We start from the raw sequence: 18,759 nt of genomic DNA, 5'->3' as shown, positions 1-18,759 counted from the left end.
ATAATTAGCTTACTAACAATTAGATATCTAACTATAATATTAAAGACAAAGTGACTGATTTCTACCAGTCACACTTATCATTTATTGTAAACTAGATAACATTTTAGTTAAGTTTGCTTTCATTTGTTCATTTTCTTCTTCAGATAACTGCGATACGAGTGTTTGTTCCATTTCATCAAATATCGAAGTGAATGCTTCTACGAGTTTAATCCCAGAGGTAGTCAGCCCTATATTCTTTCTTCTCGTATCTTGTGCATCGACATAGCGATAGATCAGCTTTTTACGTTCAAGGTTCCTTAATAAATTACTGACAGTTGGACCTGTTCGTTGTAATGCTTTAGCAATATCATTTTGTGTCAGTCCATCTTGTTGATGTGCATAAAGATAACCTAACGTATGACCTTGCTCATTTGTAATATCAAATTGCTCTAACTTTTGATCAGCCTTTTGTTTCATCTCATGACTAATCATTCTAAATAAATACGAATAAGTGAATTCCATTTATTGCACCACCATTTCGTTAGATGTCTAACTAAATATACTGCGACATTTTTAAATTGTCAACATGAATATCTAATTTATTTTAAAAGTTCCTATAAAATCTTGCGCCATAAACATTTTGATATGCAATTTTTCGGATTAAAATATGAAAGAGATTGCATATCTACGTTTTTAAGAAATCGCTTACAATTACAAATAGGAGGATATTACGTTGTTAAGTTATAGACAAATCGAAATTTTGTATCTTTTAATTCATGAGCAAACGTTTATTCCAATCAATACCATTGCTAATCAACTTGGTGTATCACCTCGTACCATTCAATATGATATAGCATATATTGAGCAATATGCTGAAACTTATCATTACCAAGTCAGCCGTAATAAAGCTGCAGGCATCAAAGTAACAACAGCTCACGCGACACTATTAAATGAATTAGAGCACAATCTAACAAATCAAATTCATTTTTCAAAAGATGAACGACTCACACATATCGCTTTAAAGTTATTCGAAACAACCGATCCTGTTTCAACAAAGCAACTTGCGCAAGATGTTAATGTTTCGCGTCGGACAATTGCAGATGATATTAAAATGATTCAAGCCCAACTAGATCAATACCATTTAAAGTTAAATTATGTCCACAATAAAGGATTCAATATTATTGGTGAGGAAGATCATTATCGTAAAGCGTATGCACACTTTATACATCAATATATGAAACAAGCTGCACCTTTTATAGAGGCGGATATCTTTAATTCAGAATCAATCGCATTGGTTCGCCGTGCCATTATTAAGACATTAAATAGTGAAAATTATCATTTAGTTCAGTCGGCTATCGATGGCTTAATCTATCATATACTCATTGCCATTCAGCGTTTAAATGAAAATTTTTCGTTCGATATACCTATCAATGAAATTGATAAATGGCGACATACTAATCAGTATGCTATTGCTTCAAAAATGATAGAAAACTTAGAACGCAGTTGTAATGTCACATTTCCAGAGTCTGAAATTATCTTTATCACGTTACATTTACTAGGCTCTAAAATGACTGAACATACAGCATCTTCAATTACCTTTGAATACCATGATTTATCGCAAAATATACATGAATTGATCACTTGTGTTAGCCAAGAATTAGGCATTGATATGTCAAAAGACAACAAGTTACATACCAGTCTGATCACACATATCAAACCAGCTATACATCGTATTAAATACGATATGCTACAACCTAATCCTTTGAGGCAAGAAGTTATGCGTCGCTATCCTCAAATCATTGAAGCCGTTAGCAAGCATATTAGTCCAATTGAACAAGATGCTGCTATTCGCTTCAACGAAGATGAATTAACATACATTACAATTCACTTCGCATCAAGTATAGAGCGTGTTGCAACACATAAACAATCAATGATTAAGGTTGTCTTACTATGTGGTTCTGGTATAGGCACGTCACAACTTTTAAAATCAAAACTAAATCACCTGTATCCTGAGTTTCACATTTGGGATGCCTATTCCATTTATCAATTGGAAGAAAGTCGATTATTGCAAGATAACATTGATTATGTCATTTCAACAGTACCTTGTGAAATATCAGCTGTACCAGTTATTCATGTCGATCCATTTATCAATCAACAATCTCGTCAAAAATTGAATCAAATTATCAATGACTCAAGAGAACAACGAGTCATGAAAATGGCAACTGATGGCAAGTCACTCGCAGATTTATTGCCTGAACATCGCATCATTATAAATAAACAACCATTATCAATTGAATCCGCAATTGCAGTGGCTGTGCAACCTTTAATCAATGATGGCATTGTCTATTCAAATTATACAGCTGCAATTTTAAAACAATTTGAACAATTCGGGTCATATATGGTCATTAGTCCACATATTGCACTTATTCACGCTGGTACTGATTATGTACAGAATGGTGTAGGTTTCGCACTAACATATTTCACTGAAGGGATTATCTTTGGTAGTAAAGCTAACGATCCCGTTCACCTTGTAATTACATTAGCAACGGACCACCCCAATGCACATTTAAAGGCATTGGGACAGTTAAGCGAATGCTTAAGCAACGACTTATATCGACAAGATTTCTTAGATGGGAATATTTTTAAAATTAAACAACACATTGCTTTAACTATGACAAAGGAGGCTTAATAACGTGTCATTAGACATTTTGTCAACAACACGCATCATTGTAAAAGAACAAGTAAATGATTGGACTGAAGCTATAACTATAGCTTCTCAGCCATTACTACAAGAACAAATTATTGAACAAGGCTATGTTCAAGCAATGATTGATAGCGTTAATGAACTTGGACCTTATATCGTTATCGCACCTGAAATTGCAATTGCACATGCAAGACCGAACAATGACGTACATCAAGTTGGTTTAAGTCTATTAAAGTTGAATCAACATGTGGCATTTTGTGATGAAGATCACTACGCATCTCTCATTTTTGTATTGAGTGCCATCGACAATCATTCACACTTATCTGTATTACAAAATTTAGCAACCGTACTGGGCGATAACCAAACAGTCCAGCAACTATTAACTGCAACAAATGCACAAGACATTAAAAACATTTTAAAGGAGCATGATTAATATGAAAATTTTAGTAGTATGTGGCCACGGTTTAGGAAGTAGTTTTATGGTAGAAATGAACGCACAAGAAGCACTTAGGCAACTTAATGCACCATCTGATATCGAAGTTGAACATAGTGACATTATGACAGCAAGTCCAGAGATGGCTGACTTGTTTATTTGTGGTAGAGATTTAGCTGAAAATGCCGAACGTCTAGGGGATGTCTTAGTTCTTGATAATATTTTAGATAAAGCTGAATTACAACAAAAGCTCTCAGAAAAATTACAACAACTTAACATGATTTAAAGGAGGTACGACCTATGCAAGCAATCCTTAATTTTATAGTCGATATTTTAAGTCAACCAGCCATTCTTGTTGCACTGATTGCCTTTATAGGTTTAATCGTTCAGAAAAAACCTGCCGCAACGATCACTTCAGGAACCATTAAAACGATATTAGGCTTCTTAATTTTAAGTGCAGGTGCTGATGTCGTCGTTCGATCTCTTGAACCATTCGGCAAAATATTCCAACACGCATTTGGTGTGCAAGGTATCGTACCTAACAACGAAGCTATCGTCTCACTAGCCTTAAAAGATTTTGGAACAACAGCTGCACTCATCATGGTCTGTGGCATGATTGTTAATATTTTAATTGCCCGCTTCACTAATTTAAAATATATCTTTTTAACAGGTCATCATACATTTTACATGGCTGCGTTTTTAGCAATCATTTTAACAGTCAGTCATATTAAAGGCTGGCTAACGATTGTTATCGGCGCACTCGTATTAGGATTAATCATGGCAGTATTACCTGCATTACTCCAACCTACGATGCGAAAAATTACAGGGAATGACCAAGTAGCTTTAGGTCATTTTGGCTCAATCAGTTACTTTGCCGCAGGTGCTGTAGGTCAATTATTCAAAGGTAAGTCTAAATCAACGGAAGAGATTAAATTTCCAAAAGGCTTAAGTTTCTTACGAGAAAGTACAATTAGTATCTCGATTACGATGGCATTACTTTACTTCATCGCATGCTTATTTGCGGGCGTTAGTTATGTACACGAGTCTATTAGTAATGGTCAAAACTTTATTGTCTTTTCATTAATTCAAGGTGTGACATTTGCTGCTGGTGTATTTATTATTTTAACGGGCGTTCGCTTAATCTTAGCTGAAATCGTCCCAGCATTTAAAGGAATTTCTGAAAAGCTTGTACCAAATTCTAAACCTGCATTAGACTGCCCTATTGTGTTCCCTTATGCACAAAATGCAGTATTAATTGGATTCTTTGTCAGCTTTATTACAGGTGTCATCGGTATGTTTATCTTATTCTTATTTGGTGGCGTCGTCATTTTACCTGGCGTAGTTGCACACTTCTTCTTAGGTGCAACGGCTGCTGTATTCGGTAATGCAAGAGGCGGTATTAAAGGTGCTGTTGCTGGCGCCGCTCTAAATGGTATCCTAATAACGTTTTTACCATTATTATTCTTGCCATTTTTAGGCGAATTAGGTGGTGCTGCAACAACATTCTCAGATACAGACTTTTTAACTGTCGGTATCGTGTTCGGTAACGCAGTAAAATATATGGGATTATTTGGTGCGATTCTATTTATTATTATCGTAGGTGCGACAGCAATTTTATTAAAAGGCCGTCAAAAGCCACAGCAATAGTGTTAACGTAAATATATAAAACACCGTCACATATTGAGTGAATGCCTCTTTTATCAAGAGGAAAGCCACTTACTTATGGACGGTGTTTTGTATTATATTAAATGATACTTAGCCATACTATCGACAGCTGCTAAAATTGCTTCTTTTTGTGTCGCAATCGGTTCCCAACCAAGAAGTATTTTTGCACGTTCGTTACTTACATTTCGATTCATATCTAATAAAAGTTTACCTTCTTTAGCTTGATGATTAAATTTAGCACCTAGACTCAAAACAAAGTCTGGTAATTTTTTAGTAGAAACTTTTTGAGCTATTTCAGGTCTCTTTTCTTTAATTAATTTTGCAATTTCCAACAAATTAATTTGTCCATCAGCTGTAGCAATAAATCGCTTGCCATTAGCCTGTTCATTTGTCATTGCCAAAATGTGTAGTTCAGCTACGTCTCTCACATCAACAACATTCAATGGAATTTGCGGTACACGTTTCATTGAACCATTCAATAAATTTTCTAATAAATGAAAGCTTCCTGAAACGTGTGCATCTAATGATGGCCCAAAAATTGCAACTGGATTGATTGTGGCAAATTCTACTGTTGTATTTTCATTCTCAACAAAATCCCACGCTGCCTTTTCAGCTAACAATTTTGATTTTTCATATACTGATAAGCCTGGTTCATCTTCATTTGTCCAATGACTTTCATTTGTGATTGAATTTTTATCTTTATTGCTAAAACCAACTGCACCAAAGTTTGCAGTCATCACCACACGCTTCACGCCAGCATGTTCTGCAGCTCTTAAAATACGTTGTATGCCTTCAATGGCAGGCTTCGCCATCACTTCTGCATCGTCTGTTTTACCGAAAAACACCGGAGATGCTACACTCAAGACATATTTACAATCTTTCATTGCTTCATCCCAATGTTCATCTTGTGATAAATCCGCTTCGACAAACATTAATCGCTCTGTGGAAATGCCATTGTCTTGCATTGTTTTAATTACTTTATCAGCTTTACTTAAATCACGTATCGTTGTTTGTACCTCATAACCTTGTTCTAATAATCGTGAAATAATTCGCATGCCAACAAACCCTGTACCACCGGTTACTAATACTTTATTATTCATCACATAATCTCCTCTTTGTGTCTATTGATTACTCATTATAGCAGTCATTATATTTTGACGTATATAAATAGACTTTAGTAGCTAGTATTTAATCTTACTTATATAAATGAAAATGAATTTATTCCTTTAAAAACTATCATTAACCATTTTCAAATACCCAATCATTTAGAAACACAAACGCTATAAATATGATGTCTTTGCTAATTAACTAAATTCATTTTCAATCGTATGTTCAAATTACATAACTACATAGTCACCATTTTAAAAGCAAATACACATATTCATTGAGGGTGCGACATTAACGCCTAAACAATATTAACTTAAAATCATCTCAACCAATGATCCAACCGTAACATTACCAAAATAATAAACGATGTCTAATTGCTTTAACTGATGCGTTAAATCTTCTCTTGTCATTTTTGTTCCTTGTAATGCTTCTTCCACATCTTTTATATCACCTTGTCCAAAGAAATCACCAAAAATTCTACAATCTGCAATACGATTTTGTTCAACAGAAATGGTAATATCTACAGTACCTGATGATAATCTTTCACTTCGATTATATTCATATTTGGGTGACTTGCCATAATTCCAATCCCAATTTTTATACTTTTTATCAACTAATTCATCAATCGCTTCCCAATCTGCATCCGTTAATTCGTATCGTTTTGCCTCTTTAATGTCATCGATTCCCAAAATCTGTGTCACCATTAAATTTTTAAATTCTTCAATGGTTATACCACGATACTTTTCATCCAGTGCTTCTCTAAGATGACCAACACGTGCGCGCACAGATTTAATCCCTTTCGATGCAATCTTTTTGCGATTAGGCTTTAACACTTTATCCATTGCTTCATAATTAACATCAAGTAATAGCGAATAACCGCCATAAATACGATTGTTCATTAATGTCATTGCGGCGCCTGACACTTTTTTACCATTCAATGTTAAATCATTTCTACCGCTTTGTATCACATCTGTTGCACCTAATGTATGCAACGCCTTTATAGCTGGCTGATAAAATCGTTGAAAATCACCATAAATTGAAGTGTCTTGTTCTAAAATACAACACATATTAACGGCACCTTTATCAACATACACAGCGCCACCACCAGTATCTCGGCGAACTACTTGAATACTGTGTTTATCTATATAATCTTGATTCACTTCTATAGCAGTATTTTGAAAACGTCCAATTTCCACTTTTGGATCACAATAATAAGGGAATAAAATATCTTCATCTAAAAAGATATGCTGATTAACATAAACTTGCATAGCGAGTGCAATCGCACCATCAGTAATATATTCTCCATTCCTAATCGGTTCTATTAAGTACATCTTTTGTCTCTCCAATGTTGTTATTTTGCGTTGTGCTATCGTTCCGGAGTGCTGTTGTAATCAATGTTGAGATATCCTCAGTTAAATGTATGGTACGTTCTTGAATTGAATTCGGAATGCGATATGCCTTTTTATTCATCGTCATATAAAGTGCATTTTCATTTTTACGTGTCATACGCTGAAAAGGATGCTTCACAAATTGTGGTGTAGTATAACCAATTCCAATTTCCAAATACAACACTTTATCATCTTGATGTTGCTCTAGAAAAGCATTATAACGATGTAGTTGCGCATGAAATTCAGCATCTTCAACCATCCCAACTTCCGCTTTACGTTTATTCACTTCCATTGGGGCATCACATTTTGGACATCTTGGAATCATCTCCCAAGGTATAAGCATATCTTGTTGCGCAACAACCATTTTACGAATTAAATCATCATTGCGATACGTTTGAGCATGACAATGCTGACTACACTGTTGCAGTATATACTCCCCTTGTATATGAAATACATGAGTCATATCATAATCAGCTACATCGAAAGCATTATCTGCATTCGTAGTTATAATGTGGTACTGTTTACCTTCCACCAAGGATTTTAAAGCGAGGTAAGACTGACCTACAGGTTGATCTAAATAGTTTAATGTAATAAAACGACTCTCAAATGCCCAATACTCTTGCCAACTGCCATAAGGATGTAAACTCGCTTGCAACATATCAAAGAAGCGATATTTTTCAATAAAATCTGGGAAATTTTCCGTAAAACGCTCTCCTACATATGTAAATCCGTCAGATGCAGACATGCCTGCACCAATTCCAATCACTATCGCATCTGCTTCATCAATCGCAGTACGCAATACTTCAGCCTGCTTTGTCTTGTCATCCATTAACAGAGACATTGCATTCCACTTACTACTCTGCATCACGGTTAAATGCCTCCTTATACAGTTGTAAATCCTTATCTGTAAATACATTGAACACGACTTTCAATGTTGAATTTGTTTCTTTGAGATAGCTTTCTACTGTTCGAACAGCAATTTCTGCTGCTTCATCTTGAGGAAAAGCAAATACACCTGTAGATATACAGCAAAAAGCGACATGATTTAAACTATGTTGATCAGCCAATTTAAGACAGCTAAGATAACATTTAGCTAACAAGTCCTGATTCATCTTTGAAACAGGCAATCGACGTATTTGCGGACCAACCGTATGAATTATATACTTTGCTGGCAAATTATATCCACGTGTTATTTTGGCTTTACCTACACCTTCATTGCGCCCTTGTTGTCGAATGATCTCTGCACAATCAAGTCGAACTTGAACACCCGCTTTTGTATGAATAATATTATCAATGCAGTCATGATTAGCTTGCATACATCCTAGAAAACGACTATTTGCAGCATTAACAATAGCATCGATTTTTAACGTCGTGATATCACCTTGCCAAACAAAGATATTGTCACCTTTTATCGGCTTCAAATCCTTCAAATCCGTAACATGTTGACGATTCAAATCACTTAACATAGCATCTTGTACAGCTAAATATTCATCACTTACAGGTAATGCCGGTCTGACATTTGCTAAGCCTCGATATAATTCCCACAAATCTTCAAATGAAGATGGCATTACCAATACGTCATTGTCATTTCTCTCTCGATGCATATCATTGATTAAATATTCAAGTCTCGCTTTATTTGATTTTAACGTTTCCATTTAAGCCTCCGGTAATGCTAGGAATGCTTCTTTATCGACATCATCCAATTTGAACAACCAATTTTCTTCTGGTTTTTCAGAGTTTAAAATTGTCGGTTCTTCTTCCGCTTTTGTATTTCGCTCAATAATCGTTCCTGACAATGGCGTTTGCACATCAATGACCGTTTTCGATGCTTCGATACTCACAATTTCATCATCCACTTTAACTTCATCTGGACTTACGAATTCAACATAACCTACTGTCCCAATATCATCTTGCAATTCAGGTGTCATACTAAACACATACAAATCTCCTACTTTTTCTACCCATAAATAATTGGCTAACTTTTTCATCTTATCTTCATCCTTTCTCTTCTATTTAAAATGCTACAAATAAATTTCCGCGAGTAATTTTAATGTTTTACAACGCTGTTCAATACCTGGAATAAGCGGTGCTACTAACACCTCATCAACTTCAAACGTAGCAATGAAATCATCTAATTGTGCTTTAACCTTTTCTTGTGTACCTGCAATGATGCGTGCTTGATGTGCTTGAATCATCTCTTTGTCTCGATCATTAAGCTTATACTTTTGTGCTGTGTCTACTGAAGGAAAATCTTCAAATTCTGCAAATTGTAATTTACCTAATAACCAAACATCTAAGGCATGTTGTAATGCTGCTACTTCCGCTTCGTTATCAGCTACAATGACAAATACAGATGCCATCACCTTTGCGTCCATTTTAATCGTTGATGCTTGGAAATGTTTTTTGTAAATATCAATGTTATCCTTCGCTGCATGTATCGCATTTATATCTGGTAGCAAAAATGTTCCAACAGAAAGCCCTATACCTAGTTCGGCAGCTATTTTGGCAGATGTTGCGCTACTACTTAATAACCACATTTCTGGAAAATGATCAATGTGTGGTTGGACACCTAACGTATGCGCACTTGGTTTATCCTTTATTGTAAGATAATCACGTAATAACGAAATCGATTCATCGTAACTATCATATGTAGGATTTATTCCATCTAAAGCTTGCTTTACCATAGTAGTACCTGGATTATTACCAATACCTAAATCAATACGATTTGGATATAACGCTGCCATCATTCTAAAATGCTCAGCAATTTTATAAGGTCGATAGTGCGGCAGCATCACACCACCAGAGCCAACTCGTATGTGATTTGTCTGCGCCAATGTATGCATCATCAAAAGTTCTGGACTACTACACGCAAACGCTGGTACATTATGATGTTCCGTAAACCAAATTCGCTTAAAGCCAAGTCGATCTGCTAATTTTGCAAGTGTCACTGAATCTTGCAATGCCTTTTGTGCATCCTTACCTTCATCTATTAAGGCATAGTCTAATACGCTTAATTTAACCAATCCGTCATCTCCAAACTTATCCTGTCATGTCAAACCGACATAACATTTTAGCGTTCTTAATACCATTCCCTCTTCATATACCCACGTATATGATAACGTTTTTCAATTAACTTTTATATCTTTTCGCCTTTATTTTTCTTTTTCATATTCATATTTTCAGACCTACAAATGCCATTCATTAGTTTAATTTTAAAAATACTTTCCATGTACCAATTCTATTCTATCAAGACTGTTCATCATTGATTATTCATTCTTTCCATGGTACTTTGAAAACAATATTGAATAGAAAAGGAATCATAGTATGTACCGATACAAACCACTTTTACAATCAATCCACTTACCTAATGGCATCAAAATTTCGAATCGCTTTGTATTATCACCAATGACCGTAAACACATCAACAAAAGAAGGCTATATTACAAAAGAAGACTTGGCTTATGCTGCACGTCGCTCTAATTCAGCTGGAATGCAAGTCACCGGCGCTGCTTACATTGAACCTTATGGTCAATTGTTTGAATATGGCTTTAATATTGATCATGATGCTTGTATCCCTGGATTAACTAACATGGCATCTACGATGAAACAACATGGTAGCCTCGCTATTATCCAGCTAGCGCATGCTGGTCGTTTTTCAAATCAAGCCATTTTAAATTTTGGAAAGGTGTATGGACCAAGCCCTATGACATTGCATTCACCGATTGAACACGATGTTATCGCCATGTCTCATGAGAAAATCAATAGCATCATTCAGCAGTATCGCGATGCTACATTACGCGCGATTAAAGCAGGTTTTGATGGTGTGGAAATTTCGATTGCACAACGTTTGCTGATTCAAACATTTTTCTCAACTTTTTCGAATAAACGTACAGACCATTACGGTGCCGACTCATTAAAAAATCGTGCAAGATTATGTTTAGAAGTTATGCGTGCGGTACAAGAAGTGATTGATAAAGAAGCACCTGACAATTTTATTTTAGGATTTCGAGCAACGCCAGAAGAAACCAGAGGCAGTGATTTAGGATATACCATTGACGAGTTCAACCAATTAATCGATTGGGTCATGGACGTTTCAAACATCCAATACTTAGCAATCGCTAGCTGGGGTCGACATATTTATCAAAATACGTCTCGTACACCAGGTGATCATTTCGGTCGACCAGTTAACCAAATTGTCTATGAACATTTAGCAGGTCGTATCCCTTTAATTGCAAGTGGCGGGATTAATTCTCCAGAGTCTGCTTTAGATGCTTTACAACATGCAGATATGGTCGGCATGTCTTCGCCTTTTGTCACAGAACCTGACTTTGTGCATAAACTTGCTGAACAGCGACCACATGATATCAATCTTGAATTTTCTATGGCAGATTTAGAAGATTTAGCCATTCCACATGCTGCTTTTAAAGATATTGTTAAAATGATGGATTATGGGGAAGGTCTAAAGAAGCATACCCGTGACGCTTTACGTCAATTGGAACAGAATTATCATGACTCATCGTCTTAAGACTATTTTTCATGGAAATTTAAGACAGTGTTATAATGACATCAATATCAAAAATAAGGAGCCTATTAAATCGTGACTGAAATTAAAGATAAAGTAATTACTAAAGATGCATTTGCATTACCTTACACAATTATTAAAGCAAAAAATCAACCAACAAAAGGCGCTATTGTCTACATCCACGGTGGTGGATTAATGTTCGGTAAAGCTAACGATTTATCCCCACAGTATATCGATATCCTTACGGAACATTACGATTTAATTCAACTAAGTTATCGTTTATTACCAGAAGTAAGTCTCGATTGCATTATTGAGGATGTCTACGCATCATTCGATGCGATTCAATCACAATATTCTAATTGCCCTATTTTTACCTTTGGCAGATCATCAGGTGCATATTTAAGTCTATTAATTGCACGAGACAGAGATATTGATGGTGTTATTGATTTTTATGGTTATAGTCGCATCAACACTGAACCTTTTAAAACAACTAATAGTTATTACGCAAAAATAGCTCAAAGCGTAAACGAAACAATGATTGCACAACTCACTTCACCAACACCGGTTGTTCAAGATCAAATCGCACAACGTTTTTTAATCTACGTTTATGCACGTGGCACAGGTAAATGGATAAATATGATTAACATTGCTGATTATACTGATTCAAAATATAATATTGCACCAGATGAACTTAAAACACTTCCACCTGTTTTCATTGCGCATTGTAATGGCGATTATGATGTTCCCGTTGAGGAAAGCGAACATATCATGAATCATGTTCCACATTCAACATTTGAACGCGTGAATAAAAACGAGCATGATTTTGATCGTAGACCTAATGACGAAGCAATCACTATTTATCGTAAAGTTGTTGATTTCTTAAACGCTATAACAATGATGTAATATATCATTATTTTAAAAAACTCAATTTATCATCATGATAAACAGTTATTCGATCAACCATATTATTCATACAATTTATTAAGCTCATAAACAGATACGCCTGTCCCTTTAGTTTTCGCTAATGAGACAGGCGCTTTATTTCACTTTACTATTTTTAAATTCAACACTGTGATGCTACTTATATCTGATGTGCCATGATAACAGCACGATTTACATAGCATATTAAATTCAGAAGATGAATTTAACTTGCTTTCAATTGTGTTCCTTTACTTTCAGTCGCTTCAACACGCAACAAGTCATTTATAATACCTGTATAGAAGTTGGCAAGTTCTGCACCTTTACGTTTGAAATCCAGGAAGTCCACACCGATAAAATCGACATGATCCCATCCTTGTATGATTGGTTTAACTTGCCAGATACCTCTGCGTGTGGCAGGTTCATCATTCGTAACATTAACAAATGGTTGATTGGACGGATGTAATGACGAAATCACTGGTACGACACCATCATTTTTACGCCATTCTTCTCTTGCATCATGACCAATAATTCTACTCGTTGTATCCATTAAGAAAAATGTACCTAAATCAGGATTTTCATAACCTAATGGACCAGTATGAGATGATACACCTGTATAAGTCGTATACGTAATATTAGGATTCATACTTGTCATGTTGTTCAATTTTGCAGAGCCATCTAACGTTAAATCATAGGCAGCATTGTCGTCTGATGTCCAAATTTTGCTTTTACTAACGCGTTTTATATAGTCAATGTAACTCTCATTTGGTAATTGTTTAAAGCCCCATTGCGTTAATCCTAAATCGATATTCGAATACTTGTTACCCATAAATCGATTTAAAGCGAACATGATTTTTCTAACAGCTTCTGTATTTCCAAACTTATCAGCTGCTTGTGAACCATTATGTGGTGTTGCTAATGTTGTGATTGATGCAACCATATTGTTATGACCACCAGTGAATAATGGTGATATTTCTCCACCATGCGCTTTATGATAGGCAATTTCTTCTTTGTTACCATTTCTTAAAAACTCTTCCATTAAACGAATTGTTTGACCACCCATACTATGCCCTACAAGATGTACCTTTTTACCAGGTTCCCAATTAGGCATGATTCCTTTATAAGTCTTACCATAGCGCTCATGTCCGTATTTAGCTGCATGTGCTGCGCCATAATCTACGCGACCACCTTTAATGTAATAATAAAGTTCTACAGCGCGATCATAGTTACTACCAAATGCACTTACACTTGCTTGATGTACATTATAGCCTTGCTTTCTCAATTCTTCGATAACTTTAAATTTATTTCCACCCCAATAATTTGGATATAAAGCAGGTGCATTATCGCCTACTAATCCTAAAAATCCATGTACAAAAACAACTGGATATTTGTTAAGTGGTTGTACTTGATTCGCTTTAAGTGGTCGAACCTTTTTAGCATCTGCTGCTGCATTTGTAGTCGAACGTGTTTTAGGCGCTTGAAGCGCATCTTTGATTAGTTGTTTATTATCAGTATTTTTATCTGTCGGTTTCTCTGGGGAATTTTGACCATCGATATGTTTACTTAAATCGCCAACTTGTGGTTTCTGTTCACTTTGGCGAACAGTATCATCTTGCTTTGCATCTATGATTTGATGCGCGGGTTGATGTGTATCTTGTTGATTTGGATGTTTGTCCGTGGTTGCATCTTGTGCTTTTGTTGATTTAGGTGCAGTTTTATCATTAGACGGGGGTGTAGTTGAAGTTGGTGCTGCTTTATCATGATTGGGTAATACCTTTTGTGCCGGAATGGATGGTTGTGATTTATCAACATCATTCGATTGTGACGTTGTCGATTGTGATCCATTACGTTCAGCATGATGGGTATTTTGAACCTGATCATTTTGACGTTCAGTATTATTAGTCGCATTATTTTGGTGTGACTGTTTAGAACCTTGTCGTTCAGAATCTTGCTTTACTTGATTATCATTTTGCGTTCTGATTGTTTTACTATTTTGTGTTGATTGATACTTCGATAATTGAAGCGTATCTTTACCTTCTGTCACTGTTCCACTTTTACCATTCTCTTTATGCATATCGTCTAATTGCTTTCCTGACTGCATTTGATGTGACGTTATCGCATTCCCTTGTTCTCCCGGTTGATTTAGTGTTTCTTTTTGTACCGCTGCATTAGTTGGTGTTTTTTCCGAGGCTTGTGCTTCATGTGATGACACAACAAACATTGTAGCCGCTAACACTGACACCACGCCTATTGAATACTTTCTAATACTATACTTTCTTTCTTCTTGTCCTCTTAACATATAATCACCTCAAAAGTATTTTTTTGACCCCCTCTTGAGAATGAAAAACAACTGCACCTTCAATATAACATGACATATATTATTTTTTGATTAAGACTACAAAATTAATAAAAATTTAATAATACGATATTAAATCGATACTAATCATTTACAAATATGTGCATTTCCAAATAATTTATAAACACTTTTAGTTGTGGCGTTGAATCATCACAACAACATTTAAGATAAATATTTTATTAAGTAATATAGTTTCAATCTATATATAATTAGTTAATTTGTATTGGTCTGAAAATAATTCAAACTATACAATTATAATAAGTTTTCAGATTTTTCTAAATTAAAATAATGATTCATCTCATTAAGGGGAAGATGCATCATACAGTTTTGTGTATTCATTTAAACAAAGGGGTTGCTTTAATGAATCAATATCATTCTAATGCACAACAACCAAGTGCATGGCGTTTTTTTGTCTATAGTTTAGTGGGCATACTATGTTTCTTTATTCCTTTTACGATTAATGGTAACAACACTATTTTCGTCGATCATGTTCATCTAGCCATTCGCTCAATCATAGGTCCACTTATGCCCTATGTTGCACTGATTATGATTTTAATTGGTACAGCGTTACCAATAGTGAGACGTACTTTTATGACTTCAATCACAAACTTGGTCATTACATTATTTAAAGTTGCAGGTGCAATGATTGGTATAATGTATGTATTTAAAATCGGTCCATCAATACTATTTAAAGCTAACTATGGTCCGTTCTTGTTTGAAAAATTAATGATGCCATTAAGTATCTTAATTCCAGTAGGTGCAATTGCGCTTTCTTTATTAGTAGGCTATGGCTTATTAGAATTTGTCGGTGTTTATATGGAGCCTATTATGAGACCTATTTTTAAAACACCAGGAAAATCCGCTGTCGATGCAGTAGCTTCGTTTGTCGGCAGTTATTCCTTAGGATTATTGATTACTAATCGTGTCTATAAGCAAGGGATGTACAACAAACGAGAAGCCACGATTATTGCGACTGGCTTTTCAACAGTTTCAGCAACTTTTATGATTATCGTTGCTAAAACTTTAGGATTAATGCCGCATTGGAATTTATACTTTTGGATAACTTTAGTCATCACATTTGTCGTGACTGCAATTACTGCATGGCTACCGCCAATCACCAATGAATCAACAGAATATTATAACGGACAAGAAGGAGAACAAGAAGTTGCTATTGAAGGAAGCAGACTGAAAACTGCATATGCAGAGGCGATGAAACAAAATGCATTAACACCATCCCTCGTGAAGAACGTTTGGGACAATTTGAAAGACGGTTTAGAAATGACTGTTGGTATTTTGCCTTCTATATTATCGATTGGTTTTTTAGGACTGATTGTAGCGAACTATACACCATTCATTGATTGGCTTGGCTATATCTTCTATCCATTTATTTATATTTTCCCAATTGCTGATCAGGCTTTACTTGCAAAAGCGTCAGCGATTTCTATTGTAGAGATGTTTCTACCATCTTTGTTAGTAACTAAAGCTGCAATGAGTACTAAATTTGTCGTCGGTGTAGTAAGCGTATCAGCCATTATCTTTTTCTCAGCATTAGTGCCATGTATACTAGCAACTGAAATTAAAATACCTGTCTGGAAACTCATCATCATTTGGTTTTTACGCGTGGCATTGTCGCTATTAATCACCATCCCCGTCGCTTTACTTATTTTTGGATAATTCAAATTGAAAATAAAATCACTATCGTAAACAAACAAAACGAGATGAACCCATTACATTCATTCAGCCACCTAAGATAATTAGGTACCTTTAATTAATGATGGTCATCTCGTTTTTTTATCGTTATCATTTAATCTTCCATAACTTGAACAAAACGTTTCGTAATTTCTTTTGGTCGTGTTATCGCACCACCAACGACTGAACAATGAACGCCTAAGTCCATCACGCGTTTATACATATCCGGTGTAATGACATTACCTTCCGCAATAACTTTTGCATCAACACTTTGTAGTACATCTTTTAGAAATTGGAAGTCATTTTGATAAAGTAATTGTCCTTGCGTATAACTAGTATAGCCATGTAACGTCGTGCCAATATAATCAAAGCCAAGTCGTGCGGCATTTTTAGCTTCTTCAACGGTCGCGATATCAGCCATGATTTCAACGTTCGGTGCATGTGTTCTAATATATGATACTAATTCGTCTAACGTTTCTTTTGGACGTTGCTGTAACGTTGCATCCAATGCAATGACTTCACATTGGCTTTCTATCAGTTCATCAACTTCTTTTGACGTTGCTGTAATGAAAACATCTGAGTGATTATAGTCACGTTTCACAATGCCAATAACTGGTAAATCTACCGTTTCTTTAATTGCTAAAATGTCTTCCTTAGTATTTGCGCGAATACCAACAGCACCACCTTCATACGCAGCTAATGCCATTTTCGACATAATAAAAGATGAATGCAATGGTTCATCTGGTAGTGCCTGACAAGATACTATTAATCCATGTGGTAACATTATTCCTCACTCCATAAGTCGTTTTTTTCACGTAAAGTCATTTACAATATATCATTAAGATAATTTTTATCAATGCTTTTTACTATCTTGAAAATATTTTTCATATATAATAGTAATCATTAAGATGAAGGGGTGACACAATGAAATTTGAGAATCGTGTTCAACGTTATCAACATTTATTTACAAAAACTGATAAACGCATCGTCAATTATATAAGACAAAATGGTTATAGCGATGCCTTTTCAACGATTAACTCCTTAACCCATGCGATTGGTACATCACCAGCAACGATGACACGCTTTAGTCATAAGCTGGATTATGAGAATTTCCAAGATTTAAAATTTAATATTCAACAAGAAATGACAGAGACAGTTATTGAAAATAGCCCAATTATTCAAAGAATTCATAAATATCATCAACAAATCATTCAACAAACTGGTGAATTTATTGATAACGACATTATCCAAACCTTTATCGACAAACTTCAATCAAGTCGACATATACTCTTTGCTGGACTAGGTAGCTCTGGTTTATCAGCGACTGAATTTTATTATCGTATGATTCGTATGGGGCTAAAAGGTAATGTTACTACCGATTCACATTTAATGAAAATATCGGCATCCCTACTATCTCATTCGGATATGTTTATTGCTATGTCAAATAGTGGTAATACTTCGGAATTAATTTCTGCAGCGGAAGTCGCCAAATCTCATGGTGCATATGTCGTTGCCATCACAAATTTCGAAGGTAGCAAACTTACAGATTGTGCAGATTTAGTACTTTTAACAACGGATCAATCGCGTAATACCGACCATCAATTTATCAACACACAAATTGCGACACTCTTTTTAATCGATATCGTGAGCTATCATTTATTAGAAAATACGAATCTGAGTCAAACTTATCAACATACTAAATCTATTATCCTAGACAACAAATAACTAGTAGTATATTCAAATCCACCTGCAACTGTAGACAATCATCGTGATTGTCCCAACGAGTTGCTAGGTGCTTTTTTAATTTCAATACCAAATATTTTTTTCATTTTCTAAAATTTTAATATCTCAGCTTCTTCAATTTAATATGTCTGTGGCACACTGTTGGTTGATATAGTTTAGATTGGTCCTAGATAGAGTGTGATGTGTGGAACTAACAACAGCTCTCATCTCTCGTAACGGTTTCAAATTCTATTTTAGAATGACTCCTTCTTTCAAC

General features: G+C 35.2%; 18 protein-coding genes. 8 read left to right on the top strand and 10 right to left on the bottom strand.

The window, feature by feature from the left end:
- Positions 1-81 precede the first annotated feature (81 nt).
- Positions 82-501, bottom strand: coding sequence for a multidrug efflux transporter transcriptional repressor MepR (mepR, locus tag IDG66_RS06900; protein ID WP_000397416.1), 420 nt, complete (start codon positions 499-501; stop codon positions 82-84).
- A 211-nt stretch (positions 502-712) separates the two neighbouring features.
- Between mepR and IDG66_RS06895 the strand changes: the two genes are divergently transcribed.
- The 4 genes from IDG66_RS06895 to IDG66_RS06880 are packed head-to-tail and all read left to right on the top strand — an operon-like array spanning position 713 to position 4,763.
- Positions 713-2,668 carry a BglG family transcription antiterminator gene (locus IDG66_RS06895; RefSeq protein ID WP_000954261.1) on the top strand — a complete coding sequence of 652 codons (1,956 nt, stop codon included), beginning with the start codon at positions 713-715 and terminating at the stop codon, positions 2,666-2,668.
- A gap of 4 nt (positions 2,669-2,672) precedes the next feature.
- On the top strand, positions 2,673-3,116 hold the full coding sequence (locus IDG66_RS06890) for a PTS sugar transporter subunit IIA (RefSeq protein WP_000050762.1): 444 nt from the start codon (positions 2,673-2,675) through the stop codon (positions 3,114-3,116).
- 1 nt (position 3,117) lies between these two features.
- Complete coding sequence (locus tag IDG66_RS06885; protein ID WP_000699538.1) at positions 3,118-3,402, top strand: PTS sugar transporter subunit IIB; 285 nt, start codon at positions 3,118-3,120, stop codon at positions 3,400-3,402.
- A 14-nt stretch (positions 3,403-3,416) separates the two neighbouring features.
- Positions 3,417-4,763 (top strand): PTS ascorbate transporter subunit IIC, encoded by a 1,347-nt coding sequence (locus tag IDG66_RS06880; RefSeq protein WP_001147983.1) that lies wholly within the window; start codon positions 3,417-3,419, stop codon positions 4,761-4,763.
- Positions 4,764-4,855: 92 nt separating this feature from the next.
- Here IDG66_RS06880 and IDG66_RS06875 read toward each other — a convergent pair whose 3' ends face one another.
- The 7 genes from IDG66_RS06875 to IDG66_RS06845 form a co-directional block, all read right to left on the bottom strand.
- Positions 4,856-5,881, bottom strand: coding sequence for an SDR family oxidoreductase (locus tag IDG66_RS06875; RefSeq protein WP_001060936.1), 1,026 nt, complete (start codon positions 5,879-5,881; stop codon positions 4,856-4,858).
- 315 nt (positions 5,882-6,196) lie between these two features.
- Complete coding sequence (locus IDG66_RS06870; protein ID WP_000280800.1) at positions 6,197-7,219, bottom strand: lipoate--protein ligase; 1,023 nt, start codon at positions 7,217-7,219, stop codon at positions 6,197-6,199.
- Complete coding sequence (locus IDG66_RS06865) at positions 7,197-8,141, bottom strand: SIR2 family NAD-dependent protein deacylase (RefSeq protein ID WP_001191947.1); 945 nt, start codon at positions 8,139-8,141, stop codon at positions 7,197-7,199. Before IDG66_RS06865 ends, IDG66_RS06870 begins: the two co-directional genes overlap by 23 nt.
- Complete coding sequence (locus IDG66_RS06860) at positions 8,131-8,931, bottom strand: protein-ADP-ribose hydrolase (protein WP_000449060.1); 801 nt, start codon at positions 8,929-8,931, stop codon at positions 8,131-8,133. The genes IDG66_RS06865 and IDG66_RS06860 overlap by 11 nt, the downstream gene beginning before the upstream one ends.
- On the bottom strand, positions 8,932-9,264 hold the full coding sequence (locus IDG66_RS06855) for a glycine cleavage system H family protein (protein ID WP_000731878.1): 333 nt from the start codon (positions 9,262-9,264) through the stop codon (positions 8,932-8,934).
- A gap of 33 nt (positions 9,265-9,297) precedes the next feature.
- Positions 9,298-10,299 carry an LLM class flavin-dependent oxidoreductase gene (locus tag IDG66_RS06850; protein ID WP_000240058.1) on the bottom strand — a complete coding sequence of 334 codons (1,002 nt, stop codon included), beginning with the start codon at positions 10,297-10,299 and terminating at the stop codon, positions 9,298-9,300.
- 113 nt (positions 10,300-10,412) lie between these two features.
- Positions 10,413-10,505: a hypothetical protein gene (locus IDG66_RS06845; RefSeq protein WP_001801779.1), complete on the bottom strand. Its 93-nt coding sequence runs from the start codon at positions 10,503-10,505 to the stop codon at positions 10,413-10,415.
- A 95-nt stretch (positions 10,506-10,600) separates the two neighbouring features.
- On the opposite strand from IDG66_RS06845, the gene IDG66_RS06840 reads away from it, so the two are divergent.
- Both IDG66_RS06840 and IDG66_RS06835 read left to right on the top strand, forming a co-directional pair.
- On the top strand, positions 10,601-11,800 hold the full coding sequence (locus IDG66_RS06840; RefSeq protein ID WP_000286483.1) for an NADH-dependent flavin oxidoreductase: 1,200 nt from the start codon (positions 10,601-10,603) through the stop codon (positions 11,798-11,800).
- Positions 11,801-11,872: 72 nt separating this feature from the next.
- The gene (locus IDG66_RS06835; protein ID WP_000136014.1) at positions 11,873-12,700 is read left to right on the top strand and encodes an alpha/beta hydrolase; all 828 of its coding nucleotides are present in this window, start codon (positions 11,873-11,875) and stop codon (positions 12,698-12,700) included.
- A 241-nt stretch (positions 12,701-12,941) separates the two neighbouring features.
- Here IDG66_RS06835 and lip2 read toward each other — a convergent pair whose 3' ends face one another.
- On the bottom strand, positions 12,942-15,014 hold the full coding sequence (gene lip2, locus IDG66_RS06830) for a YSIRK domain-containing triacylglycerol lipase Lip2/Geh (protein WP_000943814.1): 2,073 nt from the start codon (positions 15,012-15,014) through the stop codon (positions 12,942-12,944).
- A 417-nt stretch (positions 15,015-15,431) separates the two neighbouring features.
- On the opposite strand from lip2, the gene IDG66_RS06825 reads away from it, so the two are divergent.
- The gene (locus tag IDG66_RS06825; protein ID WP_001077729.1) at positions 15,432-16,745 is read left to right on the top strand and encodes a YjiH family protein; all 1,314 of its coding nucleotides are present in this window, start codon (positions 15,432-15,434) and stop codon (positions 16,743-16,745) included.
- 130 nt (positions 16,746-16,875) lie between these two features.
- On the opposite strand, the gene IDG66_RS06820 is transcribed toward IDG66_RS06825, so the two are convergent.
- Complete coding sequence (locus IDG66_RS06820; RefSeq protein ID WP_000936729.1) at positions 16,876-17,544, bottom strand: N-acetylmannosamine-6-phosphate 2-epimerase; 669 nt, start codon at positions 17,542-17,544, stop codon at positions 16,876-16,878.
- Between the two features lie 140 nt (positions 17,545-17,684).
- Here IDG66_RS06820 and rpiRa point away from each other — a divergent pair, with 140 nt between their 5' ends.
- Positions 17,685-18,485: a pentose phosphate pathway transcriptional regulator RpiRA gene (rpiRa, locus tag IDG66_RS06815; protein ID WP_000667389.1), complete on the top strand. Its 801-nt coding sequence runs from the start codon at positions 17,685-17,687 to the stop codon at positions 18,483-18,485.
- Positions 18,486-18,759 lie beyond the last annotated feature (274 nt).

Origin of the sequence: Staphylococcus sp. EG-SA-18, from assembly GCF_017151825.1 — a bacterium.
GTDB classification, from domain to species: domain Bacteria; phylum Bacillota; class Bacilli; order Staphylococcales; family Staphylococcaceae; genus Staphylococcus; species Staphylococcus aureus.
The sequence above is the reverse complement of the archived record's forward strand: the minus strand, read 5'-3'. Positions and strand labels throughout refer to the sequence as shown.

Excerpts from the sequence above, each read along its gene's own strand:
- mepR (WP_000397416.1), bottom strand. The coding sequence starts at position 501 with ATGGAATTCACTTATTCGTATTTATTTAGAATGATTAGTCATGAGATG.
- IDG66_RS06885 (WP_000699538.1), top strand. The coding sequence starts at position 3,118 with ATGAAAATTTTAGTAGTATGTGGCCACGGTTTAGGAAGTAGTTTTATG.
- IDG66_RS06880 (WP_001147983.1), top strand. The coding sequence starts at position 3,417 with ATGCAAGCAATCCTTAATTTTATAGTCGATATTTTAAGTCAACCAGCC.
- IDG66_RS06875 (WP_001060936.1), bottom strand. The coding sequence starts at position 5,881 with ATGAATAATAAAGTATTAGTAACCGGTGGTACAGGGTTTGTTGGCATG.
- IDG66_RS06870 (WP_000280800.1), bottom strand. The coding sequence starts at position 7,219 with ATGTACTTAATAGAACCGATTAGGAATGGAGAATATATTACTGATGGT.
- IDG66_RS06865 (WP_001191947.1), bottom strand. The coding sequence starts at position 8,141 with ATGCAGAGTAGTAAGTGGAATGCAATGTCTCTGTTAATGGATGACAAG.
- IDG66_RS06860 (WP_000449060.1), bottom strand. The coding sequence starts at position 8,931 with ATGGAAACGTTAAAATCAAATAAAGCGAGACTTGAATATTTAATCAAT.
- IDG66_RS06855 (WP_000731878.1), bottom strand. The coding sequence starts at position 9,264 with ATGAAAAAGTTAGCCAATTATTTATGGGTAGAAAAAGTAGGAGATTTG.
- IDG66_RS06845 (WP_001801779.1), bottom strand. The coding sequence starts at position 10,505 with ATGGAAAGTATTTTTAAAATTAAACTAATGAATGGCATTTGTAGGTCT.
- IDG66_RS06840 (WP_000286483.1), top strand. The coding sequence starts at position 10,601 with ATGTACCGATACAAACCACTTTTACAATCAATCCACTTACCTAATGGC.
- lip2 (WP_000943814.1), bottom strand. The coding sequence starts at position 15,014 with ATGTTAAGAGGACAAGAAGAAAGAAAGTATAGTATTAGAAAGTATTCA.
- IDG66_RS06825 (WP_001077729.1), top strand. The coding sequence starts at position 15,432 with ATGAATCAATATCATTCTAATGCACAACAACCAAGTGCATGGCGTTTT.
- IDG66_RS06820 (WP_000936729.1), bottom strand. The coding sequence starts at position 17,544 with ATGTTACCACATGGATTAATAGTATCTTGTCAGGCACTACCAGATGAA.
- rpiRa (WP_000667389.1), top strand. The coding sequence starts at position 17,685 with ATGAAATTTGAGAATCGTGTTCAACGTTATCAACATTTATTTACAAAA.